This is a genomic window from Paenibacillus sp. FSL K6-4396, assembly GCF_038002525.1.
GTDB lineage: Bacteria > Bacillota > Bacilli > Paenibacillales > Paenibacillaceae > Paenibacillus > Paenibacillus amylolyticus_B.
The window spans coordinates 2596156-2620080 of record NZ_JBBOCR010000001.1; the positions used below are offsets into that span (position 1 = coordinate 2596156).

At 39.9% G+C, this 23925-nt stretch carries 31 protein-coding genes; 29 read left to right on the forward strand and 2 right to left on the reverse strand.

The window, feature by feature from the left end; translation table 11 throughout:
• The first annotated feature begins 150 nt into the window (after positions 1-150).
• Positions 151-1440 carry an MFS transporter gene (locus MHB85_RS11810; RefSeq protein ID WP_341072933.1) on the forward strand — a complete coding sequence of 430 codons (1290 nt, stop codon included), beginning with the start codon at positions 151-153 and terminating at the stop codon, positions 1438-1440.
• A 135-nt stretch (positions 1441-1575) separates the two neighbouring features.
• The gene (locus tag MHB85_RS11815) at positions 1576-2268 is read left to right on the forward strand and encodes an ArsR/SmtB family transcription factor (protein WP_091017179.1); all 693 of its coding nucleotides are present in this window, start codon (positions 1576-1578) and stop codon (positions 2266-2268) included.
• Between the two features lie 192 nt (positions 2269-2460).
• On the opposite strand, the gene MHB85_RS11820 is transcribed toward MHB85_RS11815, so the two are convergent.
• Complete coding sequence (locus tag MHB85_RS11820) at positions 2461-3027, reverse strand: TraR/DksA C4-type zinc finger protein (RefSeq protein WP_091017177.1); 567 nt, start codon at positions 3025-3027, stop codon at positions 2461-2463.
• Between the two features lie 199 nt (positions 3028-3226).
• Between MHB85_RS11820 and MHB85_RS11825 the strand changes: the two genes are divergently transcribed.
• From MHB85_RS11825 to MHB85_RS11950, 26 genes are all read left to right on the forward strand, one after another.
• Positions 3227-3604 carry a DivIVA domain-containing protein gene (locus MHB85_RS11825; protein WP_017689054.1) on the forward strand — a complete coding sequence of 126 codons (378 nt, stop codon included), beginning with the start codon at positions 3227-3229 and terminating at the stop codon, positions 3602-3604.
• Positions 3605-3646: 42 nt separating this feature from the next.
• Positions 3647-4081 (forward strand): Rrf2 family transcriptional regulator, encoded by a 435-nt coding sequence (locus tag MHB85_RS11830; RefSeq protein WP_149846528.1) that lies wholly within the window; start codon positions 3647-3649, stop codon positions 4079-4081.
• 34 nt (positions 4082-4115) lie between these two features.
• On the forward strand, positions 4116-4613 hold the full coding sequence (locus tag MHB85_RS11835; protein ID WP_341072935.1) for a metallophosphoesterase family protein: 498 nt from the start codon (positions 4116-4118) through the stop codon (positions 4611-4613).
• Positions 4614-4868: 255 nt separating this feature from the next.
• Complete coding sequence (locus MHB85_RS11840; protein WP_341074218.1) at positions 4869-5783, forward strand: sugar phosphate isomerase/epimerase family protein; 915 nt, start codon at positions 4869-4871, stop codon at positions 5781-5783.
• A complete protein-coding gene (locus MHB85_RS11845; protein ID WP_192132262.1) occupies positions 5780-6952 on the forward strand; it encodes a Gfo/Idh/MocA family protein in 1173 nt (390 codons plus the stop codon). Before MHB85_RS11840 ends, MHB85_RS11845 begins: the two co-directional genes overlap by 4 nt.
• Positions 6953-7014: 62 nt before the next feature.
• Positions 7015-8112: a Gfo/Idh/MocA family protein gene (locus MHB85_RS11850; protein ID WP_192132260.1), complete on the forward strand. Its 1098-nt coding sequence runs from the start codon at positions 7015-7017 to the stop codon at positions 8110-8112.
• 302 nt (positions 8113-8414) lie between these two features.
• The gene (locus tag MHB85_RS11855) at positions 8415-8918 is read left to right on the forward strand and encodes an NUDIX domain-containing protein (RefSeq protein ID WP_105598251.1); all 504 of its coding nucleotides are present in this window, start codon (positions 8415-8417) and stop codon (positions 8916-8918) included.
• Between the two features lie 264 nt (positions 8919-9182).
• A complete protein-coding gene (locus MHB85_RS11860; RefSeq protein ID WP_192132259.1) occupies positions 9183-9692 on the forward strand; it encodes a GNAT family N-acetyltransferase in 510 nt (169 codons plus the stop codon).
• Between the two features lie 176 nt (positions 9693-9868).
• A complete protein-coding gene (locus tag MHB85_RS11865; protein WP_341072936.1) occupies positions 9869-10591 on the forward strand; it encodes an alpha/beta hydrolase family protein in 723 nt (240 codons plus the stop codon).
• A 516-nt stretch (positions 10592-11107) separates the two neighbouring features.
• On the forward strand, positions 11108-11494 hold the full coding sequence (locus MHB85_RS11870; RefSeq protein WP_341072938.1) for a hypothetical protein: 387 nt from the start codon (positions 11108-11110) through the stop codon (positions 11492-11494).
• A gap of 473 nt (positions 11495-11967) precedes the next feature.
• A complete protein-coding gene (locus MHB85_RS11875; protein ID WP_192132252.1) occupies positions 11968-12345 on the forward strand; it encodes a hypothetical protein in 378 nt (125 codons plus the stop codon).
• 194 nt (positions 12346-12539) lie between these two features.
• A complete protein-coding gene (locus MHB85_RS11880; protein ID WP_192132250.1) occupies positions 12540-12779 on the forward strand; it encodes a hypothetical protein in 240 nt (79 codons plus the stop codon).
• A 99-nt stretch (positions 12780-12878) separates the two neighbouring features.
• Positions 12879-13070, forward strand: a complete 192-nt coding sequence (locus MHB85_RS11885) for a hypothetical protein (protein ID WP_341072940.1) — start codon at positions 12879-12881, stop codon at positions 13068-13070.
• Positions 13071-13456: 386 nt separating this feature from the next.
• A complete protein-coding gene (locus tag MHB85_RS11890; protein ID WP_179198553.1) occupies positions 13457-14011 on the forward strand; it encodes a hypothetical protein in 555 nt (184 codons plus the stop codon).
• 284 nt (positions 14012-14295) lie between these two features.
• Positions 14296-14922, forward strand: coding sequence for a Type 1 glutamine amidotransferase-like domain-containing protein (locus tag MHB85_RS11895; protein ID WP_192132245.1), 627 nt, complete (start codon positions 14296-14298; stop codon positions 14920-14922).
• A gap of 214 nt (positions 14923-15136) precedes the next feature.
• Positions 15137-15916 (forward strand): Cof-type HAD-IIB family hydrolase, encoded by a 780-nt coding sequence (locus tag MHB85_RS11900; protein WP_341072941.1) that lies wholly within the window; start codon positions 15137-15139, stop codon positions 15914-15916.
• Positions 15917-16116: 200 nt separating this feature from the next.
• On the forward strand, positions 16117-16875 hold the full coding sequence (locus MHB85_RS11905; protein WP_192132241.1) for a nucleotidyltransferase: 759 nt from the start codon (positions 16117-16119) through the stop codon (positions 16873-16875).
• A 37-nt stretch (positions 16876-16912) separates the two neighbouring features.
• Entirely contained in the window at positions 16913-17377 is a 465-nt protein-coding gene (locus MHB85_RS11910) for a VOC family protein (protein WP_192132239.1), read from the forward strand.
• A gap of 190 nt (positions 17378-17567) precedes the next feature.
• The gene (locus MHB85_RS11915) at positions 17568-18200 is read left to right on the forward strand and encodes a hypothetical protein (RefSeq protein ID WP_192132238.1); all 633 of its coding nucleotides are present in this window, start codon (positions 17568-17570) and stop codon (positions 18198-18200) included.
• A gap of 136 nt (positions 18201-18336) precedes the next feature.
• Positions 18337-19137 carry an inositol monophosphatase family protein gene (locus tag MHB85_RS11920; protein ID WP_192132236.1) on the forward strand — a complete coding sequence of 267 codons (801 nt, stop codon included), beginning with the start codon at positions 18337-18339 and terminating at the stop codon, positions 19135-19137.
• A 217-nt stretch (positions 19138-19354) separates the two neighbouring features.
• Positions 19355-19930, forward strand: coding sequence for a dihydrofolate reductase family protein (locus MHB85_RS11925; protein ID WP_192132234.1), 576 nt, complete (start codon positions 19355-19357; stop codon positions 19928-19930).
• A gap of 115 nt (positions 19931-20045) precedes the next feature.
• A complete protein-coding gene (locus MHB85_RS11930; protein ID WP_192132231.1) occupies positions 20046-21092 on the forward strand; it encodes a phosphotransferase in 1047 nt (348 codons plus the stop codon).
• A gap of 107 nt (positions 21093-21199) precedes the next feature.
• Positions 21200-21745 carry a GrpB family protein gene (locus tag MHB85_RS11935; protein WP_192132229.1) on the forward strand — a complete coding sequence of 182 codons (546 nt, stop codon included), beginning with the start codon at positions 21200-21202 and terminating at the stop codon, positions 21743-21745.
• 172 nt (positions 21746-21917) lie between these two features.
• Entirely contained in the window at positions 21918-22148 is a 231-nt protein-coding gene (locus tag MHB85_RS11940; protein ID WP_244660932.1) for a hypothetical protein, read from the forward strand.
• Positions 22129-22575, forward strand: coding sequence for a lysozyme inhibitor LprI family protein (locus MHB85_RS11945; protein WP_244660931.1), 447 nt, complete (start codon positions 22129-22131; stop codon positions 22573-22575). Before MHB85_RS11940 ends, MHB85_RS11945 begins: the two co-directional genes overlap by 20 nt.
• A 245-nt stretch (positions 22576-22820) precedes the next feature.
• The gene (locus MHB85_RS11950) at positions 22821-23312 is read left to right on the forward strand and encodes a GNAT family N-acetyltransferase (RefSeq protein WP_192132227.1); all 492 of its coding nucleotides are present in this window, start codon (positions 22821-22823) and stop codon (positions 23310-23312) included.
• Between the two features lie 40 nt (positions 23313-23352).
• Here MHB85_RS11950 and MHB85_RS11955 read toward each other — a convergent pair whose 3' ends face one another.
• Positions 23353-23607, reverse strand: coding sequence for a hypothetical protein (locus MHB85_RS11955; protein WP_244660944.1), 255 nt, complete (start codon positions 23605-23607; stop codon positions 23353-23355).
• A 57-nt stretch (positions 23608-23664) separates the two neighbouring features.
• On the opposite strand from MHB85_RS11955, the gene MHB85_RS11960 reads away from it, so the two are divergent.
• The gene (locus MHB85_RS11960) at positions 23665-23886 is read left to right on the forward strand and encodes a helix-turn-helix domain-containing protein (protein WP_192132225.1); all 222 of its coding nucleotides are present in this window, start codon (positions 23665-23667) and stop codon (positions 23884-23886) included.
• The last annotated feature ends 39 nt before the right edge of the window (positions 23887-23925 follow it).

A 23925-nucleotide genomic window follows, 5' to 3' on the forward strand; every position in this document is an offset into this window, starting at 1 on the left:
GTGTTGATTACGAATCATCTGAAAGAAGAGCGAGATTTTACTTTTCTTCCTTATCGTTAAAATTATTTTCACGGAGGTATTGATTTTTGCATAACTTACGTTAAAATAAAATTAACATGAAAAATATTTTAACGCCGGGGAGTGGAATTCATGAACGATAACACAGCAGTTGGCAAGCAAGGTATGGGTGAGTTAATACGAATCAGACCGTATATGCAATTTATGCTTAGTAAAGTGGTATCCAGATTTGGTGATTCGATTGACTCGATTGCCTACAGTTGGATGGTATACATTCTAACCGGTTCGAAAGTGTTGATGGGTACGTTGCTGGCGGTGAATTTTTTGCCCAATATCCTTCTGGGTCTGTTCGCCGGGGCTTTGGTTGATCGCATGTCTCCCAAAAAAGTGATTGTGATTACGAATACGGGGCGCGGGTTGTTGGTGGGTATTACAGCTCTGCTGTTTGGATTGGGCCAACTTGAAGTCTGGCATCTGTTTGTCATGACAATTCTGAATTCTTTGCTGGAATGCTTCACTAGTCCTGCGGAAGTATCAAGTGTCCCCCGATTGCTTCCCCCATCAATGCTGCTTTCGGGTAATGCGATGTCCTCTTCCGCAACCCGAGTGGCCGAACTCGCAGGACTTGCAGTGGCTGGTGCCCTTATTGCTACAATAGGCATTGCCTGGACGATCCTGATTGATGCGGGGTTGTTTGCGCTAAGTGCTTTAATTATGAGCCGAGTGGGCTATCCTGAAGGTTCAACATCTGCTAACAATGAAGATAAAACAACAATGGAAATAGATTCTCTTCCATCCGACAAAAGTAGCATATTCTCCGAAATGGCGGAAGCTTTTCATTTTCTCCGTAAACATGCCTTATTGTTAATTGTCTCCATCCTGTTTGCCTTCGTTAATTTCTGCCTGATGCCGTTTAATGTTCTCCGTACACCCTATGTCATTGAAACGTTGCATGCTGGCGCTGGGGGATTAAGTCTGCTGAGTGGGCTGATGGTGGGAGGTATGTTGCTTAGCGGTGTATGGTTGACACAAAGGGGAGCGGATTATCGTAAAAGTGTGCTGGTCATCAGCGGTATTGTCATGTTGGGTCTCAGTTATGCGATGACGGCACTACCCGCTTATATGACTTCCTTCCAACTGCCGGTTGCAGCGGCCTTTTGTCTACTGATGGGTATGGGGATTCCGCTGGCTACAACACCGCTGGCAACCTATCTTATGGAAGTTACCCCTTCGGAGATGCTGGGCAGAGTGTATGCCCTTCAGAGTATGCTCGTCTTGAGTGTTGCACCACTTGGGAGTCTGGTTTCGGGAGCACTTGCAGATTGGATGACCATGCCTGTTCTTTTTATCGTCTTTGGGATTATGCTTGCCATGTCCGCAGGTATGCTGTTATTTAGCAAAAGCTTTCGGAGTGCGATGTGAAGGATATTTAGAAAGAAACATGATCTGATTTTTTGATAACATGTCATCGCCAGCTTACTTTGACCGAAGTCCTGACGCAGCGGTATAATAGAGATATCGATGGACAACAGGTACCCCGGAAATGAGGATACAGGGATGGCGCACAAGGTTCTTTCAACAATTGAAGAAATTAAAATCTACTCCGATCCTTATCGGATACAGATTATGAATATGTTTAACAAGCAGGGCAGACCATCCACTGTCAAAGAGATCGCCGACCAGATGGGTGAGGTGCCAGCCAAAGTTCACTATCATGTAAAAAAGCTGGAGAAAATTGGTCTGCTGACGATCGTTTCCACACGTGAGATTAATGGGATTATCGCAAAATATTATGAACCATTCACCGGAGAGATCCATCTCCGGCATGAAGATGAAGACAAGGAAAACTCACCATTGAAACAGGTGTTTCGGTCCGAGACGCTCAAATTATTAAATGAGATGTTCGAACAGAGTCGTCAGCGATTCATGCATCAGGCGGAAAACGAAGACCGAATGTTTCTCTCGGACATTACGCTGTATGCCACCCGAGACGAAGTAGAGGAGTTGTATAAAAACATCATAAAACTCTGTGAACCCTATACAACAAAAGAGAATCGACAAGGGGAACATGAGGTCTTTCAGTTATTTTCAGCACTTTCTAAACCTATAGTGAAAATACCTGCTTCCAAGACAGATGCAAAAGAGAAAAAGAAAGCTACGTCTGATAAGGGCAAATCAACTCCGAAAACCTCTCGATCTGTGTCGAAGCGGCAGGGATCTGCATCATCTGGTCGTGAGTCGGAAGAATAAACGGATGGAATACATGGGTTCAGCCTTATCACTGGAAGCCAAGTAACCGCAAACGTGAGAGACTGCTTAGGAGAAAACTAGAAAAAGCCGCCCAATGGCGGCTTTTTAATGCGTGATAAGGAAGGCTAATGGTGGAGTAGCCTAGTGAATCCAATTCAATTTTGACGCCTACCGTTTCAGTTCATAACGAAGTTACATGTTCTCATCGTAGCCCTTCACATCACGTTTGGCTGCGGTTGCGGGGGAATTAGATGTGCCATATTCTTCGACAGCTTCCCAGGCATCTGCGTTGTCGAACTTGCCGGCCCGCTGCTGTCTTCCTTCCCCAGCACCACTCGGAGGCATGGTCATCACTTCTTCTTCAACGGGCCGATCGTTGCTGATTTCCCGGTTAGGTGTGTCGTCAATACAGTAAGCGGTATAGGGGATAGCTTCAAGTCGTTCGAAGGGAATATCTTCGCCGCACGTTACACAGGTTCCATATGTACCTTGTTCCATACGTTCCAATGCATCATTCACTTGATTGAATTCGTCTGTTAATGTATCGTCGATCGCCAGATCACGGCTACGTTCAAATGTTTCTGTACCGGCATCTGCCGGATGATTATCATAGGAGGACAGCTCTCCAGTTGAATCTTTCAGCGACTGGGCCGGAGCACCGTCTTCCATGCTGGATTCAAAATGGCGCTGCAAGTTTTCACGTTGCTCCAAAAGGGCGTTTTTCAGTATTTGATGTTGATCTTTAGTTAATGTACTCATAAGGACTTGCTCCTTTCCCGTTGTGGGGTGTAGTGAGTCTTTACCCGAAATGGATGAAAAGCAATCATTTTCGTGAGGAATAGGGCTGTATCGTTTTATATCTGACGGATTATGTGTTATAAAAAATAGAGAGAGAAAATGCCGTATGTTCTTCACAGGAAATAGAAACACGGCTTGGCTTATAATGGAGGTTGTCAATATGGATGAACATATGAAACGAAGATTGGATAAACAGAGACAATTGTTTAAACAATTGGGAGTGCAGCTAGATGCGTTATCGATACATGAAAAACAATTTAATTATAAACTTCGTGGTTATGATCCGGATGAGGTAGATGCTTATCTTGACCTAGTCATCAAAGATTACGAACGTTTCTATGCCAATATTGCAGATCTGATGGACAAATGGCAAGAACAGCAGTTAACGATCCGAGATCTCAAGTCGTCCGCGAAACCGGTGGAAGATCCAACCAAGATTGATCGCAAACAGCTGGATGATATTGTGAAACAACTGGAATATAGTGTGCGACAGCTCAAGATCAGAGCACGTCCCGAGAAGGATCTGTTCTCTGAATAAAATCAGCATGACTAGGATTATATTAAATAAAGGTGGTTAATCATGAGTACTCATTTTTCGGTCAGTGTGCATTGTTTGTTGTTATTGTCACTCAGCGCGCCTGAACGAATCACGTCTGCACATATTGCAGGTAGCGTGAATACCAACCCTGTCGTCGTCAGACGTATACTGGGCGGGCTGAAAAAGGCAGGATTAGTGAACTCTTCTCCTGGAACAAGAGGTTTCTACCTGGCGAAGCCATCAAGTGAAATCACATTAGACATGATCTATCAGGCTGCGAAGGACGAAGGTCCATTGTTCCCGATTCACGGCAATTGTAACCCGGATTGTGAAGTGGGCTTGCATATAGACAGCTTGCTGACCAATCTGTATCAGGTTGCGGAGTCCAAGGTGGAGCAATTCTTCGCATCCATTACCCTTGAAGATATGGAACGTTCCAGTTCCCAGATGTTAGCTGTCCCATCGCAGTCAGAGTAGATTGTAATAAGACGAAGGAAAGGTGGGTTGTTATATGAAAATTGTAGTCATCTCTGATACGCATTTATCTCGTAAATCACGCAAGTTACCGACTCAGCTCCTTAATGTATTGCCGAGTGCGGATCTCATTCTTCATGCCGGTGACTGGTCGGATTGGAGCGTATACCCATTGCTTAGTGAGTATGCACCAGTTGAAGGGGTAGCTGGTAATACGGACCCGTCCGAAATCGCTGAAAAACTGGGATATTCCCATATTGTTGAAGTGGAAGGACTTCGTCTGGGTCTTGTACACGGTCATCTGGGATCAAAGGGTACGGAGCAGAATGCAATTCATACCTTTGCAGGCCAGCATGTGGATGCTGTGATTTACGGACACTCACACATCCCGGTGATGCATACCGTCGACAACACGCTGGTATTTAATCCGGGATCACCTACAGATCGGCGTTTCCAGAAACAATACTCATTTGGCATCATGACAATAGATCAGGGGAAACTACAGGCTGAACACGTGTTCTTTGATCGGGATTAGAGAGATATGATTTCATCCTATATATAGTTATGGTACAAGACATCTTTGAACAGAATTGAATTCTGTTCCAGAGATGTCTTTTTTTGATTTTTGATCACATCATTCTCTTGAGAAGTTATCTCTGAATGGGGAATGTGCTCTGTTCGTTATCTGTCATTCATCTGTTGGCGTTTTCCCCTATGGTGACGTTCAGTGGAGTGATACAATGCCTTTACGACATGAAATGAATACGTTTACATAAGGAGATGGATCATGATGAAACTGTCTGTATTCACCGTGGCTACCCCTGATCTGAATGCGGAAGAATTGGCATCGGCTGCGGCTGCAGCGGGGATTGATGGAATTGAGTGGAGATTCCGTGGAATTCCTGAAGATGCTATGTCTGAAGAACCATCTTACTGGAGGAATAATCGATGCTCCGTAGATCCGAGCCGCTGGGAAGAACAGGTTCCTGTTTTTCGTGAAGCAGCGTTAGGGCAAGGTAGAAAATCCATCGCACTTGTACCGTATCTGAACTGTGGAGATCTGTCTGCCACCGAGCAGGCGTTTCAGGCTGCAGCTGGGTTAGGAGCATCTATGATGCGTGTGGGTGTTCCTGGATATGATCGCAAGACCAGTTATCCTGAGTTGTATCGTCAAGCCGTTGATTACCTGAGTGAAGTACAAGATCTGGCCAAACAGTACAACGTCAAGGCGACTGTAGAGACGCATCACCTGACAATTGCACCGACGGCATCGCTGGCCTATCGGCTTGTGCAATCGCTCGACCCGCTGCATGTGGGTGTATTGTACGATCCAGGCAATATGGTGCATGAAGGCTATGAGAATCATCGGATGGGGCTTGAGCTGCTAGGTCCGTATCTCGCTCATGTGCATGTGAAAAATGCCGGGTGGTTTGAACCAGAAACGAAAGATTCGCAAAAGGCTAATATGACTGGGAAGAGTAGCGGATTGGCTCTGAATACAGCCTGGAAATGTAAATGGACCCCCCTGACTGAAGGCATGGTCGATTGGGTACAGATGGTGCGGGATCTTCGTGCCGTCGGGTATGAAGGATATTACGGCATTGAGGACTTTAGTGGAGCCTTGGAATCCAAGGCGATGTTACAGCATTTTGCAGACGTTTTTGCCGAAATTGAGCGTCGTGTGGACGAGGAGGAGCAGTCATGAGTATCGTACGAGTAGCGGTGATTGGTATTGGAAACATGGGAGCAGCTCATGCCAGAACATTGGTTGCCGGAGAAGTACCGGGTGCAGAATTGGTCGCCGTATGTGATGTAAGAAGAGAGATGGAGAGCTGGGTATCCAGTCATCTTCCGGCTACGGTCACCTATTGGCAGGATGCTGAGCAGATGATGGCTTCGGGCACGATTGATGCAGTCATTATTGCAACGCCGCATTATGACCATCCGGAACAGGCCATTCAGGCTTTCCAGCATGGCTTGCATGTCATGATCGAGAAGCCAGCCGGTGTGTATACGAAACAGGTACGCAAGATGAATGAAGCGGCCGCAGCCAGCGGTAAAGTTTTTTCCATGATGTACAACCAGCGGACCAACCCACTCTACATTAAACTGAGAGACTTGATTGCGTCGGGGGAACTGGGAGAGGTACGTCGTACCAACTGGATTATTACGAACTGGTACCGATCCCAGAGTTACTATGATTCCGGCGGCTGGCGGGCAACTTGGGCAGGGGAAGGTGGCGGTGTACTGATTAACCAGGACCCCCATCAGTTGGATCTGTGGCAGTGGACCATTGGCATGATGCCGGTGCGAATGCGTGCTTTCTGTTCGTTTGGCAAGTATCGGAATATTGAAGTGGAAGATGATGTAACGGCTTATGTGGAGTATGAAAATGGCGCAACAGGTGTGTTCGTAACCACGACAGGTGAAGCACCAGGTACCAATCGATTCGAGGTTAACGGAGACCGAGGTAAAATCGTGATCGAAGATGGAAAACTTACGTTCTGGCGACTTCGAGAATCTGAGCCGGAATTCAATCAGCGGTTTACCGGAGGTTTTGGACAGCCAGAATGCTGGAAGTGTGAGGTTCCGATTACAGGTGTGGAAACGGGTCACCCGGGTCTGATTCGTAACTGGGTTGATGCGATTCGTACAGGCGTACCACTTATTGCTCCCGGTGAGGATGGTATACACGGATTAACATTGTCGAATGCGATGTTGCTGTCTACCTGGACGGATAACTGGGTGAATCTGCCGATCGATGAGGATCTGTTCTATGAGCATCTGCAGGAACGCATTGCTGGATCAACGACGAAGAAAGACAAGGCATTCAGTGGCAGTCAACCTGCTGATTTGAGTCAGACGTTTAAATGAAGACGATTTGTTATATAAGACGAGTTCATGTAATCATAATTTTATAATAAGGATGGGATGACATGGCTAAAGACGGAATGTTTTATGCACCAAAAAGTGTTACAAAAGAGGTCGTATGTGGTCAGGGTGAATTCACCATTGCTGCTGTTGCGCTGGATCACGGGCATATTTACGGCATGGTTGGAGGATTGTTGGACGCTGGAGCTACCCTCAAGTGGGTATATGATCCGGACCCGGCGAAGGTAGAGGCATTTCAAAAGCAGTTCCCACAGGCTCAAGCCGCTGGATCTGAAGAGGAAGTGCTTGCAGATGATGAGGTGTTATTGGTGGCGAGTGCAGCGATCACTTCAGATCGTGCGCCGCTTGGCATGAGAGTGCTAGCCGCAGGAAAGGACTATTTTACAGACAAAGCCCCGTTTACCACGCTGGAGCAATTAAAGCTTGCACGAGAAGAAGTGAAGCGAACAGGCAAAAAGTACATGGTGTATTACAGTGAAAGACTGCATGTGGAAAGTGCGATTTATGCCGGACAACTCATTGAACAGGGAGCAATCGGCAAAGTAGTGCAAGTTATGGGTACAGGCCCGCATCGCTTAAATGCCGGAGGAAGACCCGACTGGTTCTTCAAGCATGAGCAGTATGGCGGCATTCTCTGTGATATCGGGAGTCACCAGATCGAACAATTTCTGACGTTTGCATCATGTACGGACGCTGAGGTAGGGTTCAGTCGTGTGCATAACTTCAATCACCCGCAGTTCCCAGAATTGGAAGACTTCGGCGAAGCCTCTCTGATCGGGGATAACGGAGCTTCCGGTTACTTCCGAGTGGACTGGTTCACACCGGATGGTCTGGGCACATGGGGCGATGGGCGTACCGTTATTCTGGGAACGGACGGTTATATCGAGCTGCGGAAGTATATCGATGTAGCGAGAGAGCCGGAAGGTGATCAAGTCTATCTGGTAAACCATGAGGGCGAGTTTAGATACAGTGTAAAAGGCAAGGTCGGTTATCCTTTCTTCGGCCAACTCATTCGCGATTGTCTGGATCGTACCGAGACCGCCATGACACAGGAACATGCATTCAAAGCGGCAGAACTCTGCCTGATTGCACAGCATAAAGCGATGAGCGAGCGCGTGGTGTGGAGTAGCGGAGCGAAGTAAATGTTTTAGGTGAAGGAGAGCACAGGTTGATCACGGAAGATTATCGGCAATTCTTCTATAGTTGAGTGAGGAAAGAGCAGCCCAAATGTTAAACTGCATCCTACGTGTTAGTTATGGCTAACATATAGTACAGTTTACTCGGGCTGCTTTTTTGAGTACATTCGTGACTTCGCAGATGGATTAATCTGGGTTATATTATATGTAGTTCCGATATTCGTTAAAAAGAGAGGTATTTACGAAGTTCGTAGATATGATGTTATGAGAAAGTGATGTAGACATTGTATAGAGGGAGATTATTCTAGATGATTCGAAATACAGTAAGAGCATTGATTATTCAGAAAGACAATCTTTTATTAATAAAGAAAAGGAGAGCAAATATAGGTATTTATTATGTACTACCTGGAGGAGCTCAAGAAGAGAACGAAACATTGGAACAGGCGTTAAGTCGCGAGTGTATGGAAGAACTGGGTATTGAAATATCGAGTAGTAGGTTAGTTTGTGTAAGAGAATACATATCGCGCAATCATGAATACTCTTTCATAATGAAGGAAGTTCATTCTATTGATTTTATTTATGAGTGCAACAATCAATTCCTAAATAATGAATTAAGAAGCCTACAAGCTGATGTTGGACAGGTTGGGATTGAATGGTTACCCATTAATGAAATTAAGAGGACAGTGTATAGGCTAGAAGAATCTTTAGAACATTATAAATTTCCTAGAACAACCAATGAATTCTTTAAAGAATATTTTTCGGATCAAGTAATAAAACCATATTCTAGCGTAATATTTGAAAGTAATCCATAGAAGACATCACCATCTCATAACACCATATTCACGCATCGGGCATTCGCCCTCGGTCGCCAGGAGAGATTTCGGGGAAGCTGAATCAGGCGTCAACCCTGCACTGGCTAAGTCCGTCGGACCCGCGCTTACGCGCTTAAGCCAGTGAGGGTTCGTGAATACACAACGTTATAGGAAATCAGCAAAAAACTAAAGGTGTATATGAAACCAGAATGGAAAAACATATACATAAAATAAATAAGAAATTTCAGACAGAGGAGAAATAACATGTTAGAGATCTTGAGAGTTCCATATGAAGATAAAATGATCTTAAACAGTTTGATCCAGTTCTACAGATATGACTCAAGTGAATTTGATGGACATGAATTGACTAATCATGGAGTTTATCTTTACAAGTATCTAGATCATCAATGGACAGATGACTATCGTAAGCCATTTTACTTAAAAATTAATGGAGAACTGGCTGGCTTCGTACTTGTTTTAACAGATGTTCCTAAAGAGTATGTAAAAGCAAGTACAGCAACTCAGACAAATGTAATTAGTGATTTTTTTATAATGCGCAAATTCAGAAATAAGGGATATGGAAAAGAAGTAGCCCATTTTATTTTTAATACCTATAAAGGGATATGGGAAATACGACAGACTCCACAAAATAGGCCAGCAAATCTATTTTGGAACAAGGTAATTAACGAGTTTACAGGTGGGAAGTACGAAGAAGTTATTTTAAACAATGAAAGCTGGAATGGACCTGTTCAAGTATTTCAAATGAAAGAATAGATGCTAGGGTACTCGTAGAAGCTGCTGACATCCTATAACATAATATTCACGCTGCGGGGCATCTGCCCTTGGTCCGGCATAAGCCGGACACTCGACATGCGTCGAGTCGTGAATACAGGAACGTTTTACGTAATTACTGCAAATTTATAAAATGATAAAAACACATTGGAGAGCATATGAATAATTTTCTTGAAAGCAGCATTGCAGGGATTCCTTGTATACAGATCAATTCTAGTAATGAATCCAAAGGTGTAATTCTTCTGTATCATGGCTGGGTTTCAAGCATTAATGATTACGTGTTCCTTGGATCATTGATTTCTAGTTGGGGTTACATGGTGATCATTCCTGAGATCCCGCATCATGGAGCCAGAGGGAAACTTAATTATTTCGATCCATTAGAGTTACAACAATATTATTGGAGTGTCGTTGTTCAGGCTGTGGACGAAGCACGGCAAATTATTTCTGAATTAAATGATAATATAGTTGCGGTTATTGGACATTCCGAAGGCGGGTTTATCGCTGGAGGTATTTTCGCGAATAACGTAGGTATTAAATCTGCAATTGTAATAAACGGTTCTTGTGCTTGGGTGAGATTTGAAGAACATATATGTGAACTAGAAGGAAGAGAACCTTGGAGATTAATAGATAGGGACAGAATCAGGAAGTTTGATCCAGTGTCCTCACTAGAATACATGCGGGGTAGATCAATGCTGATTTTACATGGAGCAGAAGATACCACAATATCAATAATGAGCCAGAGATACTTCATGCATATAATTAGGGAAGAGAATCTATTAAATTCAGTAAAATTCGTTGAGTACTCTAGGGTTAATCATCATATTACTCTAAGTATGTTAGAAGAGGCTAAGCGTTGGTTATTAGAACAAAGTGACATCTGAAAGTGATTCAGTGAAGGCAGTAACTACGTATAACACAATATTCACGCATCGGGCATTCGCCCGCGGTCCGGCACGAAGTGAGAAGAGGATTCGAGGAGGCAATTCAGTTTCAGGGAAGCGGAATCAGCGGACACATCCGCACCGTCTAATCGCATCGCGGCCTGTTCCTGGCGGAGCCTTAAGTCGGTGGGACGTCGTGAATACGAGAACGTTATACGCAACCCCTTAAGAATGTTAAACCATGCAACCATTTAATAACAAATAATAAATATAGGTGAAAGAATACATTTACAGCGTAGCAGTTGAAACCAGGATGAACGGAATATTAGAAGGTGTACCATATAACAATAAATTTCTACATCGTTAGTTATGCTCCTTGGTCATCAAGAGGAATACCAGAGAAGCGGATTCATAATAAAGTGCAAACTAAAAATATCTCTATTATGCGAAAGAGAGGATCAAATGAAATATCATTTTGGTTTTTCATGGAAGGGTCTGATCATCTTTTTATTGCCAATGATACCAAATATATTTTATTTTCTAATTCCTGCGTCAGATATATCAGGAAACAATGCAAATAGCCATTTTATTTTAGATGTTTTGGAGCACGGAAGTCAGGCGATATTTTTCTTTCTTCTGATATTTGTTGTAAGAAAACAAGCATCTGAAATGCGATGTCCGTATATAATTGGTATGGCAATAATGTTGATTTTTTATTATGGGCTATGGATATTGTATTTTACAGGCAATGCAAACTCGATTATTTTTTTGGGGATGGCCGTTCTCCCGGTAGTATATTTTATATTAGCTGAGATTTGGCTTCGAAATTATCTGGCTATTATACCAACAGTACTTTTTGGTATTGTGCATGTCATTAATACATATTTGTCTATTGCGAATTAAAGGGAGGACAACAATTCTCTTAAATTTTGATTGTGCGTTCAACATGTATTCTATTTCAAGGATTAAGTCCCGAATGGTGAAGGCGTACGAGAGTAAATGAGGGGATCTTTCCTATGCGGAAACGGATTTGATAGGAGCAAATGATAGAACCAAAAGATAAAACACGTAAAGACATATTAAATACATAAAACACACAAGACATATAAGGATGTGGAATCGAAGAAGGGGCAGCGTATAACAATGCATTTTTGCTTCGTCGCTGACGCTCCTCGGTCTTCAAGAGGGATTTCGGAGAAGTGGAATCAGGCGACACATCAACCAGCTAAGTGGCAAAGCTACCCGAACCTCCGGTCCTTAAGCCGTTTGGACGTCAGAAATGCGCAACGCTATACGCAATACCCTAAAGTCAAGAAGAAAAACTAAAGAACAATAAAAAGAAGAAACATAATAAAACTTAAATGAAGGTGATAATTATGAAAGAATGGGACTATAGTAAGCCTTGGTTCCATGGCTCGCCATTATTTCTAAATGAATTACTAGTCGGAAGCACAATAACTCAGGATCGAGAGTTAGCAAGAATCTTTTCACACAAACCATCTATTGTTGCTTTTGATGAGAATGGCGCAAGATTTCATAATGGCAAGTTATGTGGATACATTTACATAATTGATGAAGAAATTATAAGTGAAGATGTTTATCCACATCCAGAAACTACTATGAAACCTGGTGAAGAATGGCTCATAAAAAGAGGATTAAAAGTACGAAAGATAGATGAGACGAGAACAAGAGCGGAAGAACAACTTTCTGAGGAAGAGGAGTTAGAGTTATTAAAAAAGCTAAATAACAGATAGCTCATAGCTTGTTCGCAGAAGAAGTTACTGCGTATAACAATATATTCACGCCTCGTGCCATTCGGCCCTGGGTCAGGCAGGGGCATTGGGAGCAGCCGGACAACCCTGCACTGGCTAAGTCCGTCAGACCCGGCTGTAGCCCTTAAGCCAGTGAGGGTTCGTGAATACAAGAACGTTATCTGTAAGATTGAAAAATGATTAAAACTGTAAAAAGAAAAAGTATATATTATCTAATTATAGAGTTAATTCAATTGCAACGTTCTGTTGCTAGAGGGGAAGTGATCAAGGTGCTAATTTTGATCCTGCTTATAATTATTGTTATGGGAGTAGCAATCATAGATGGGAGATTAAAAAAGAAACTTGAAAATGATAAAAGAATTATTGAAAGATTAGATGTGTTAATTAATGAAGTGAGAGATATCCGTAAAAAATAGAGAAATAATAATCACAAAAGAAAATAAAGGTTTATTGTTAATTGTAAATCGCTAAAACCTATCAAATTCAAATCAGATGGAAAATGGGATTAAGTGGACTTGTTTACAAAAGGCACAAACGATTTCTTTTTTTATCAGGGATGCATTTCTAACGGACAACTGATTAGTAGTAATGAAGAAAGTATAGAACTTCAATTCTTCAATCCTGATGAAATGCCTGATTTATTTAATCAGCAACATACTGATGCTTTTAATGATTTCAGGACTCAAAGAGTAGAAGTATTTAGATAGAATTAGAATAAAGTCTTAGGGGTGAAGGCAGATTCGAAGACGACTGATCCATAACATAACATTCACGCTACTGGCGTCAGCCCTTGGCCTGGCATCCGCCGTACACTCGACATGTGTCGAGTCGTGAATACAGGAACGTAAGGTGAAATTCAGCAGAATGCTAAAAACTTTATCAAATCGAAGGAATAGATAACAACACCTGAATGGAAATAAAAGTGATATAGATCAGTTAAGGAGATCGTTTGGTTGGTTCGAGTTCCAAAATGTCTAAACTTTTCTTCAAAACAAACAAGTTTTTGTATGATGTCGACCCATTTCCTCCAGGTTACCTTGTAACAATCAGAAATGGCTTCATTAAAGCACTGAAGCGAAAGGAATATATAAACATGAACAATTCCCTCCTGAAACTTCGAAAGAAATTTATCTTAATAATAGTGATTATAGATATAATTTGGTTATTTTCATTTATCATCAATTATGATATTACTATATTCAAAAAAAGTAACTTTGTAATGCCTATCATACTACACATCATTTTATTTTTTTGGTTAGGCTATAAAAGTAAAGGAAGAAAGCTAATTCTTTTTGTTGTTTTGATTATTTTTTCTTCTCTTCTTTTGATTAAGTATTCATTTGCTCCAGTATTTGATCCATACAGCTACGAACATCTGCATATCCCTGGCCCTGGGCATTATAGTGAAGTTATAGTTGAACATCGAGCTAATCTGCTGGATCAAGGCATTACACAGTATCGTGTCTACCAAACGAAGTTTTGGGGTTTATTCTTAACTGAGTTAACGACTAAGGAAGTTGTGATAGAAGAGCCACATGACTTATATCTTTCCCAAGAAGATATTTTTGATTTCTCTGCTCCAAAATGGACGAGAGGGACAGTTAGCTTTGATACCTATAAAGGAAAACTTACTTTCAAGCTTAAATGACTGAACATAAAATCCAAAATATTTATGAATTGGATTACTTCAAGAAGGTGCTATGGAAAGGCATTAGGATAGGGACATAAGGATGATTTTAAATGAGAACTCAAAGAAGCTCCCAACATCACCTACCATAATATTCATGCTGCGGACATTCGTCCTTTGTCCGGCATTTGCCGGACACTCAGCATACGCCGAGTCCTGAATACAGGAACATTAGCAGAAACCAAGGGATGCCTTAATTAAATTACAAAGACTAGAAAAATTATTATTTAAGGACGGGGATTTCAATGAGTAGCTTGTTACTAACCTCTTGTGGTTTTTATACTGAAGATATTAAAAATCAATTTCTGGATTTTATTGATGGAGATATTTCTCAATTAAAAGTCTCAATTATTACAACAGCATCCCCTAGAAAAGAAACTAATAGATATGCACAAAGAGCAATGCAAGAGTTTAAGGACATGGGATTTCAACATATCAATTTTGTAGATATTGAATTTGATGACCCGCAAATTCTCTTACATAGAAATGTTATATATATCAATGGTGGAAATCCATTTACATTATTGTATTACGCGAAGAAAAGTGGTGCTGATGAAGTTATTAAAACACTGGCTGCACAGAATGTAATTATAGTTGGTGTAAGTGCTGGAACTTTATTACTGGGCCCGAATATTAACATTGTGGATTTCTTTACTCCACAGATGAACACAATGAATTTATCGGATTTTAAAGCATTAGGTGTAACCGACAAGCTTATTTTTCCTCACTATGATCGAGAGGACATATTTAAAGATAGTACTAATAAAACAATTGAAGAGAGAATAATAGAATTTGAATCCAATGAGAACTGTAAGGTGACAAGGCTTAAAGATGAAGAATATATTTCAATCTTAATAAACCAAGCACATTGAATCGAAGAATTCCCTGAAATCTTGCTAACACTGTATTCACGCTGCTGTACTACGCCCCTTGGGCTCCCAGTGGGATTTCGAGGAAGTAGCGTCCAGCAGACACAACTCCTGTGAGGCTAACTCTTCGACTTAGTCGCTCCTTTAAGCCTCACGGGTCGTGAATACAACAACGTTAGATAAAATAACGAAGAAGTTTATATTGGGAGTTGATTCATTGAAGTATTCAACTGTAGTTCTTGACTTGGACGGAACATTATTAAATTCAAAGAAAGAAGTATCTAAAAGAAACGTAGATGCGGTCTTATCTTGTTATCAGAAAGGAATGAGAATAATATTTGCAACAGCTCGACCGCCTAGGGCGGTAAATTGGTTGCTTCCACAAGGATTAGTAGATATCGGGGCTTTTGTATATTACAACGGAGCTCAAGTGATATGTAAGGAAACCAAGATAGAAATTAATGAAACAATCCCTGCTAATGTAACTACAGAAATTCTTGATTACTGTTTGAAGTGTGACCCTCAAATTGAGCTGACTATGGAAGTGAAGGATGAGTGGTTTAGTTTAAGAGAGCTTGATTATATTGGCTCAATGGACACACAATCAAACCCCATAGTAAAACCCTTAAAAGAATTAAAGCAATATGATGCTACGAAGATACTTCTGACTGGCAATAATCACAATTCTGGATTGTTTGAAAAATTCGAGGGTAGAGTGAATATACTAATTACGGATAATAATAAATTAGTACAAATCATGCCTCTTATGGCATCTAAGGAAATGGCAATTACTAAACTCTGTGAATTGTATAATGCAGAATTGGATTCCGTTATTGTATTTGGTGATGATCATAATGATGTAGGCCTCTTTAAGATGGCGGGATATTCTATTGCTATGGGAAATGCGATTAGGGAATTGAAGGAAATCGCTGATGAAATAACCGTTAATAATGATGAAAACGGTGTTGCTGTAAGTCTAGAAAGATTTTGTGGGTAACTTAAGGTTACTTTATCTCACAGTACATTCATACACCGTCGCACTTGCTCCTCGGTCGCCAAGAAGGATATCGGAGAAGTGGATTAAGGCGACACATTCAATCAACTAAGTCTATTGCCCGTTCCCTACGGTAAGCTGCTTGAACGTCAGGAATACAAAAACGTTAGCCGAATGAAGTTCTTATTTTAGGAGGAGTCTATATGATATTAGAAAAAGTTATAAATAGAATTGCAATACAAAGTGAATATAAGGATTTGGTTGATAAGTATGTGGATCGTATACTTTACGAATTCAAAGATAAGATTCATAGCATTTATATGTGTGGCTCGATTCCCAAAGGAACGGCTAAACCTTTTAAGTCAGATTCAGACTTTACTATTGTATGTGCAAATCCCGAAGATATTGATTACGAAAGATTGTCAATGATTAAAGACAGGCTTTTGGAAGAATATCCATTCGTCACTAAGATGGATACGATCATTTGCTCGATTGATGATGTATTAAGTAGACCGAACGATTGGGGTTTTTGGATTAAGATCATTTGTGTTTGTATACATGGGGAGGATATTGGTGAAAAAGTACCCCCGATCATAATTTCTCCAGAATTCATTTTAGACTTAAATACAGATACCAAGGAGGAAGTAGATCGTGTACATCGTTCACTTTCTAATGTTAGTGATCACGCAATGAAAACTAGATATATTAAAGGTTACTCTAAGAGATTAATTCGTGCATTATACTCTTTGGTTTTAGAAGATACAGGGGTATGGGAAGACGAAATCATTAAGATGAAGAATGCTATATTAAACTATTGCGATATTGACTCCGCTTTAGTTGAGTATCTTTATGCTTGTTACTTGGATAGCGATGTATCTGTTGAAGAGTTTCTGGAAATCGCAGATGAAGTATATAGCTATTTTGAGAACGCCTTAAATAAAATGGCTGCCTCCAGAAATTAATCCAACCCCTAAGCCTTCTGGACGGAAAGGAGAAAGAATGATACTTGGGTTGTATGAAGCGCATTTACCAGTGAGTAACTTACATCAATCAATTGAATTTTATTCTAAATTAGGATTAGAGCTGGCCTGGAGAGATGAAGATACAGCTTTCTTCTGGATTGAAAAAGAAAAGAGTTGGGTCGGTCTATGGCAAGGTGAAGAGTATCTCACTTCTTATCATCCATCATTAAGGCATATAGCATTTCGAGTGAGTTATGAAGATCTTCGAGACAGTGTGAAATGGCTTCAATCAATTGAAATAGAGCCAGTTCCATTTGGGAAGAGAGTTTCAATAGATCCTTTTGTTAGGCCTAATCAGGGAAATGCTTCGGTCTACTTCAATGATCCAGATGGAAATAGTTTAGAATTAATGTGTTTTGTAAGTGTACCTGAAAACTTTAAAAATATATCCGATAAATTATCAATCGAAGAATGGGAAGACCTTTTGAAAGCAAAAAACTAAAGAACCTATCGGGGGATTTTAAAAAAAGTAACAACATCAGCTAACATAATATTCAAGCAGCGGCTCCTCACGGAGCCTTGGTCTGCTAGCATATTTTGTGGAAGCGCTTCACCGAACCCTTTAAACTAATGTTGAACGTTATGATTACAGGAACGTTAGGTAAAATAATGGTTAGTGAGAGGAGAATTGAATGCATATTAGAGGAGTAATTCTTGAGGGGTACTCAAATGCCGGGAAGACTTCAGTATTAAAAGCGATTAAACGTTATCAATCACAAGAAGAATCCTCAGAACGGAGCGTAGTTATTCTTGGAGAACATTATTCTCAAATTTTGAATAATAAATATGGAGAATATGTGAGTCTAACGCGAGAAGAACACATTGAGTTACTTAAAGAGCGGGTTGAAATGCTAAAGAAACTTAACGATTGGGCAATTCAACTTGGTCCTGCATCTAGAGGATCTAGGGGACTATTTTATGTTCTGGAGAGGTTTCACTTAAATCATAGAGCTGCATTTGCAGATTCGGATTTGGATGAGATAAATAAAATAGAAGAACAGCTTGAGTCTTTAAACGCCAGGTGTATTTTGCTTACAATCTCGCCCGAAGTCGTAGAAGAAAGAATCAAAAGCAGACAATCCGAAGAATGGATCTATAAAACAGAAGAAGAAGTAAGATCGTCGGTAAATGAATTATTAAAAGTCCAAAATGTATTAAGACATCAAGCTCAAATCTCAAGAGTGCCAACAATCGAAATCAATACAGACGGTAAGGATTGGGATGAGTATGTAAGGGTAATCATGGAGGGCCACGACATTGCCTAACCAAATGTTTAAGCATCGTCGCTAGTGCTCCATGGTCGGGTAGAAACTATAAACAGAAGAATGTATCCAGCCAGTCGTCGTGAACACAAAATGTTAGATGAAATCAGTTAAAATCAAAATCAATATGAGGTGCGTAATGGATCGTAAGATTATTCAAACCGCAAAAGAGATTGCGATAAGAATTATTCGCGAAGCAGGTCTAATCTCTAAAGAAAAGTTTGATAACTTTGTTGAACTGAGATCTAAAGATGAATTTGGGGATGTAGTTACTGAAGTAGATCATATCTGTGAAGAAATCATCATCAAACAAATACAAGACGTATTTCCAAATCATCAGATACACAGTGAAGAGGCAGGGCTTATCGGAACTAAGCACGATTGGTTATGGTTAATTGATCCTTTAGATGGAACTAATAATTTTGCAATTGGTTTACCTGTTTTTTCGATATCAATTACCTTAATGTACAAAAGAGAGCCTGTTCTTGGAGTGGTCTATGAACCTCTAACAGAACGTTTATTTGTATCTGTTATTGGTGAAGGGGCAAGCTGTAATAATCGACAAATACAAATGAAGAGTAACCCGAATATTTTCAAAGGAAATATAGGTTGGATTCAAGGTCACAGAGTACAAAACGACCCACAAGCAGTAAAACTAAGACAATACATTGATATTAGATTTAAACGAATGTTAAGATTATGGGCTCCAACGCTTCAATGGTGTATGTTGGCCAAAGGAGATATTGATGGAATTGTTCTGTACAATTCTGAAGGTGATGACTTGTATTCAGGTATCTTAATGGTGAAGGAAGCGGGGGGACTTGTTATAGATTTTGAAGGAAATAAGTTTAATGGAATGAAAGAAGAACCTTATTTAATTGCATGTCACCCGAACCATAAAGAGGAATTGTTGAAAATTGTAAGAGAAGGATTGAGTTAATGTTACAAGCAACTGACTTCATCTAATATTATATCCATGTATCGGGGCTTACGCTCCTTGATCATTCCGATGTATAATTATAGGAATATTTCTGATGACATCCGAGCCGACCTAAGATAAGAGCTATCTAAGGTCGGCTCGGGTCGTGAATATAGGAACGTTAGATGAATATCTTGTATTCAATACATTACATCATATTAATAAAGGAGATCTGAAAATGAGAAAACTCGTTTTATTTCTGCACGCTTCACTTGATGGGTTTGTAGAAGGGCCGAACGGTGAAATGGACATTGGCTGGGTTTCCTACGATGCTGATTTGGAGAAACACGCACAAGAAGTTTTGAGTACTGCCGACACTGTCCTTTGGGGACGTGGAACTTATCAGATGATGTATAATTACTGGCCATCTGTGTCTTCAGACCCATCAGCTTCACCGTATGAACGGAATCATGCCGAGTGGATCGAAAAGACAGCCAAAATCATATTTTCCACAACGCTGGAGAAAGTGGAATGGAACAATTCCAGACTGGTGAAAGAAGATGTCGAGGAAGAGATTAGGAACCTCAAACAGCAGCCAGGCAAGGATATGGTAATCCTAGGCAGTCCAAGGTTTGCACACCATGTGATGGGTCTTGATCTAATCGATGAGTACAAAATCACAGTTTCTCCTGCCCTGATCGGTAGCGGTTTGCCATTGTTTCAAGGACTACAAGAGAAGACCAATCTTAAACTTATTGAAAATAAAACTTTCAAGTCGGGAGCTATTGGTCTCTGCTATCAGGTGGTTAGATGACTCCTCGTAAAGTAGTTGCATCACCCAACGGGACTTACTAACGGGCAGACACCTCCTACTAGGATAAGTCTTAGACCCGGTGGTTGATACTACCTTTAAGTAGTCTCTCGAGTGCATGAATACAACAACGTTATCTGGAATCAAGGCAAAAAAAAAATATCTGAAAGATGGTGAAGTGATGAGTAGTATGTATACTGAATCCGTACAAAACGATATTATGAAAGATATCGAAACAAAATATGGATGGATTGTACATGCAGTTGAACCAAACTATCTGGGTTATGGTAATTTAAAGTGGATTATGACAACTGAGATTGGGCCCATCTTTGTTAAACAATATTGCAAGATAAGGTATCGACGCGGATTAGATGGGGTTAAAGAAGCACTAAAGTATCAACATCTTATGCATCTTGATGGGATTCCTTGTCAGCCAATATATAGTTTCAACAGTGAGTATATTCATACCACATCATCCGGGGAGGACTATATGATTTCTGGTGTTAGTACTGGAAATTTAATAGAAGCAGGGCAATTAAACAGCCTTCAGATGTATAGTCTTGGTGAAGCTACTGGTCGTATGCATATGTGGATGAATATACATATGCCAAAATTACCATCCTTACAATGGGAGTTGCCTTCAAAGGCAAAGATGTTTGAAAAGATACAAACCAATCTAAATGAAATGAAAAAAGTGACTAATAAAAGATACATAGAAGCGGTACAGAAACAAAGAATTATTCTTGAAAAATTAGATTTGGATATATTTAATGAGTGTGCTAAAGGTTGGGCGCATTGGGATATGCATGTCGACAATTTATTATTTTACGAAGATAGGCTAGAAGATATTTTAGATTTTGATAGACTACACTACGTATATTCAGATTTCGACATTTCCCGCGCGATACTCTCAAGTGCACTTTTAGATGACGGGAAATTAAATGTTGAGTCAACTAGGGCATATATTGATGGTTATAGAATTCATACTAATCTTACGATTGAACAGTTGGTACTATCGATTAAATTAACTTGGTACAAAGAGTTTAAGTGGGTACATGAAAAGTTTAGTCAAGATAAAGCTATGAGTCGGTTTATCGAAGAAATGATTTGGATAGGGAATGAGTGGGAAAATCTCGAAGAGATATTCACAACTATCTTTAAATAATGATTGTGGGTTAATTGGAGGAAGGTATTATCTTAAGCCTCTCGGGTTCAAAGGAACATTATCGGAAATATTCGTAAATACTTTATTTTTTGCGGGGGATCTCAAGGATGCGTATAAAGTCAATAATTATTGAAGATTACAACAATGAATGGCCTGAAATGTTTTTTGATCTGAAATCTATCTTAGAACATAGACTCGGGGATCTAGTACTTAGAATCGAGCACGTTGGTAGTACTGCAGTACCTGGACTAGCGGCAAAACCTATTTTAGATATTGATGTAGTAATTGATTCTATGGCATTGCTCCCAGATGTAATTCAAGGATTAGAAAGTTTAGGTTACGATCATGAAGGGAATTTGGGTGTTGAGAACAGAGAAGCTTTTGCAAGGAAAGATGCAAATGTTCCCTATAGTATAGTGAAAATACAGAAACCTGAACATCATCTATATGTTTGTAATAAAGAGAGTAAAGAGTTATTAAGACATATTTCCTTCAGAGATACATTAATTAGCAATCCTGAATTTGTAGTCGAATATGCCAATTTAAAGAAAGAACTTGCTATTAAATATAGAGAAAATCGCCAGTCTTATACGGATGGGAAGACCGAATTTGTAAATAAAGTTCTTAATAAATGTGAAATAATTTGTAGGTAGTTCAATTGGCTAAGACATCCGCTAACAAATTTTCACACTCGCGAGGCTAATGCGCCTTGGTCTTCCAGAGATATTTCGAGGAAGTCGTATCAGACAGACAACTCCTACGAGGCTGAGTCTTTGACCCAGTCGCGATACAGTAACTTTATGCGCCATTAAAGGAGATTCGTTTATGAAAGGTAAGATACTCTTATTATTTTTTATTACGATAGTGTTTTCATCTTGCCAAAATAGTAGTCAATCGACTACCTTGAACAGCGAAACTAAATCAATAATGAATTCTGAACTGCCTCCTGAAGCAGTGAGTACAGGTGATGGAACAGAATTAAAAGAAATAACGGAAGGTCTATCAGATACTGCTAACAATAAAAAAAATATTACCCATGAGCATTGGGAACCTTGATTTAAAAGGAGAATTTTATGATGAAATGCTTCGAAATCCTATAGATCATGATTATGAAGTGGAATTTAATGAGGCTCAAAATTCAAAAGAGATTATTACAACAATGGGATGGGGGGCGTTGGAAAGCAAATATACAGAGATTTGGGATAAAGAGTTGAATCAAATATATAAAGAGCTTCTTTCTAAGTTGGATGAAGAACCAGGAGAAGCACTAATTGAATCGCAGAAAGAATGGTTACAGTATCACTTAAGGGAAACAAAATTTGTTGAGAAGAAATTTATTAATAATGGTTACCTAGGATCACAAGGATCGGTAAGCCTAGGCACGGTTATACGGGAGAGAATTAGGGAAAGAACAATGCAATTATTTGAATATCGATATTTGTTAGATGGTGAAGTTGAGTTTCTATACCAAAGTAAAAAATAGAGTTGGAATCTGGATCGAAGGTGTTAGGTGATGCTTCGAAGTCAGTAACGGCATATAACAATGTATTCAAGCTGCGGGGATGCCAGGCCTTGGTCGCCTGCGAAGTTTCGATGAAGTGAATCCAGACGACACATTGAGTTTACTTAAGATAAGAGCTATCTAAGGAGAATCAAAGTCAGGAATGGACATACGTTAGATGAAACCACGAAATGCATTGAAAAAAACAAAAGGAGTTAGATGCAAATATGGAATTAAAACTTGTCCCAGTAAATCCTGAAGATAAAAGTATACTAATTAATTTATATGAATTGTACGAGTATGACTTCAGTAAATATACAGGTCGAGATATAGATAGAAACGGAAAATTTGAAGTAAACATAGATTATTATTGGGAAGGCGACGAAAGATGGAATCCATTTTTTATAGAAAGAGCAGGTATAATCGTTGGTTTTATAGTAGTCCTTTTTGAGAATATGGATACTGATCCAGATCCGACGCATGTGATATACGATTTTATGGTTTTACAGAAATACAGAAGATCGGGCATAGGTCGTAAAGCAGCAATAGAAGCATTTAAGATGTACAAAGCGAATTGGAAGATTTCGCAAATGGAGAGCAATCTTCCGGCAAGGACCTTTTGGAGAAGTGTAATAGAAGGTTTTAAAGGAACTAATTACACTGAACACTATGTACAAGATCAAAAAAAATATATACAAGAATTTACTACAAGAAATTAAAGGCATTGCGGGCTAATTCAGTACAGCATCACTAACCCTCTTATATATTAGAATTCTGCAATTCACTAAATAGTTGTAGGGCATCTTTGAAACCTTGTATGTAGATACTTCTTTCTAAGATGGATTGGAGTGAGATTTGTGCGTCTTCGTAAAGAAAAACTGTATGTTGAAGTTGATCGGGCAAAGCATCACGAAGTGTTTTAAAATATTCATCTCTCTCAGCAGAAAGCTGAGTGTACTCCCTATGACACTCCAGAAGCTTAGTATAGAGCAAATCTAAACGTATCCTTATCAGTGGTTCTGTTGATGATTGCTAATATGAAAGATAAGATAGAATTATGGAGGGGAAAAGATGAACATAATCAAGTGTAGTATACGAGAACTCATGGCGGAACATCGAATAGATGATATAACAGAATTGATGGCAAAATCGGGCTTAAGTCGGAATTCGATCAATAAGCTCTATAGGGAAACAAATATAGAAACAACAAAGCTGGAAACCTTACTCAAGCTATGCGATACATTTAATTGTAAATTATCTGATTTGATTGAATACGTACCAGGAGAAAAATAAATCGTGAAGGTCAATTCTAGAAGCGATTCCATCCTATAA

What these genes read in the sequence shown, in the direction of transcription:
- MHB85_RS11810 (WP_341072933.1), top strand. Translation starts at nt 151, where the DNA reads ATGAACGATAACACAGCAGTTGGCAAGCAAGGTATGGGTGAGTTAATA.
- MHB85_RS11815 (WP_091017179.1), top strand. Translation starts at nt 1,576, where the DNA reads ATGGCGCACAAGGTTCTTTCAACAATTGAAGAAATTAAAATCTACTCC.
- MHB85_RS11820 (WP_091017177.1), bottom strand. Translation starts at nt 3,027, where the DNA reads ATGAGTACATTAACTAAAGATCAACATCAAATACTGAAAAACGCCCTT.
- MHB85_RS11825 (WP_017689054.1), top strand. Translation starts at nt 3,227, where the DNA reads ATGGATGAACATATGAAACGAAGATTGGATAAACAGAGACAATTGTTT.
- MHB85_RS11830 (WP_149846528.1), top strand. Translation starts at nt 3,647, where the DNA reads ATGAGTACTCATTTTTCGGTCAGTGTGCATTGTTTGTTGTTATTGTCA.
- MHB85_RS11835 (WP_341072935.1), top strand. Translation starts at nt 4,116, where the DNA reads ATGAAAATTGTAGTCATCTCTGATACGCATTTATCTCGTAAATCACGC.
- MHB85_RS11840 (WP_341074218.1), top strand. Translation starts at nt 4,869, where the DNA reads ATGAAACTGTCTGTATTCACCGTGGCTACCCCTGATCTGAATGCGGAA.
- MHB85_RS11845 (WP_192132262.1), top strand. Translation starts at nt 5,780, where the DNA reads ATGAGTATCGTACGAGTAGCGGTGATTGGTATTGGAAACATGGGAGCA.
- MHB85_RS11850 (WP_192132260.1), top strand. Translation starts at nt 7,015, where the DNA reads ATGGCTAAAGACGGAATGTTTTATGCACCAAAAAGTGTTACAAAAGAG.
- MHB85_RS11855 (WP_105598251.1), top strand. Translation starts at nt 8,415, where the DNA reads ATGATTCGAAATACAGTAAGAGCATTGATTATTCAGAAAGACAATCTT.
- MHB85_RS11860 (WP_192132259.1), top strand. Translation starts at nt 9,183, where the DNA reads ATGTTAGAGATCTTGAGAGTTCCATATGAAGATAAAATGATCTTAAAC.
- MHB85_RS11865 (WP_341072936.1), top strand. Translation starts at nt 9,869, where the DNA reads ATGAATAATTTTCTTGAAAGCAGCATTGCAGGGATTCCTTGTATACAG.
- MHB85_RS11870 (WP_341072938.1), top strand. Translation starts at nt 11,108, where the DNA reads ATGATACCAAATATATTTTATTTTCTAATTCCTGCGTCAGATATATCA.
- MHB85_RS11875 (WP_192132252.1), top strand. Translation starts at nt 11,968, where the DNA reads ATGAAAGAATGGGACTATAGTAAGCCTTGGTTCCATGGCTCGCCATTA.
- MHB85_RS11880 (WP_192132250.1), top strand. Translation starts at nt 12,540, where the DNA reads ATGATTAAAACTGTAAAAAGAAAAAGTATATATTATCTAATTATAGAG.
- MHB85_RS11890 (WP_179198553.1), top strand. Translation starts at nt 13,457, where the DNA reads ATGAACAATTCCCTCCTGAAACTTCGAAAGAAATTTATCTTAATAATA.
- MHB85_RS11895 (WP_192132245.1), top strand. Translation starts at nt 14,296, where the DNA reads ATGAGTAGCTTGTTACTAACCTCTTGTGGTTTTTATACTGAAGATATT.
- MHB85_RS11905 (WP_192132241.1), top strand. Translation starts at nt 16,117, where the DNA reads ATGATATTAGAAAAAGTTATAAATAGAATTGCAATACAAAGTGAATAT.
- MHB85_RS11910 (WP_192132239.1), top strand. Translation starts at nt 16,913, where the DNA reads ATGATACTTGGGTTGTATGAAGCGCATTTACCAGTGAGTAACTTACAT.
- MHB85_RS11915 (WP_192132238.1), top strand. Translation starts at nt 17,568, where the DNA reads ATGCATATTAGAGGAGTAATTCTTGAGGGGTACTCAAATGCCGGGAAG.
- MHB85_RS11920 (WP_192132236.1), top strand. Translation starts at nt 18,337, where the DNA reads ATGGATCGTAAGATTATTCAAACCGCAAAAGAGATTGCGATAAGAATT.
- MHB85_RS11925 (WP_192132234.1), top strand. Translation starts at nt 19,355, where the DNA reads ATGAGAAAACTCGTTTTATTTCTGCACGCTTCACTTGATGGGTTTGTA.
- MHB85_RS11930 (WP_192132231.1), top strand. Translation starts at nt 20,046, where the DNA reads ATGAATACAACAACGTTATCTGGAATCAAGGCAAAAAAAAAATATCTG.
- MHB85_RS11935 (WP_192132229.1), top strand. Translation starts at nt 21,200, where the DNA reads ATGCGTATAAAGTCAATAATTATTGAAGATTACAACAATGAATGGCCT.
- MHB85_RS11940 (WP_244660932.1), top strand. Translation starts at nt 21,918, where the DNA reads ATGAAAGGTAAGATACTCTTATTATTTTTTATTACGATAGTGTTTTCA.
- MHB85_RS11945 (WP_244660931.1), top strand. Translation starts at nt 22,129, where the DNA reads ATGAGCATTGGGAACCTTGATTTAAAAGGAGAATTTTATGATGAAATG.
- MHB85_RS11950 (WP_192132227.1), top strand. Translation starts at nt 22,821, where the DNA reads ATGGAATTAAAACTTGTCCCAGTAAATCCTGAAGATAAAAGTATACTA.
- MHB85_RS11960 (WP_192132225.1), top strand. Translation starts at nt 23,665, where the DNA reads ATGAACATAATCAAGTGTAGTATACGAGAACTCATGGCGGAACATCGA.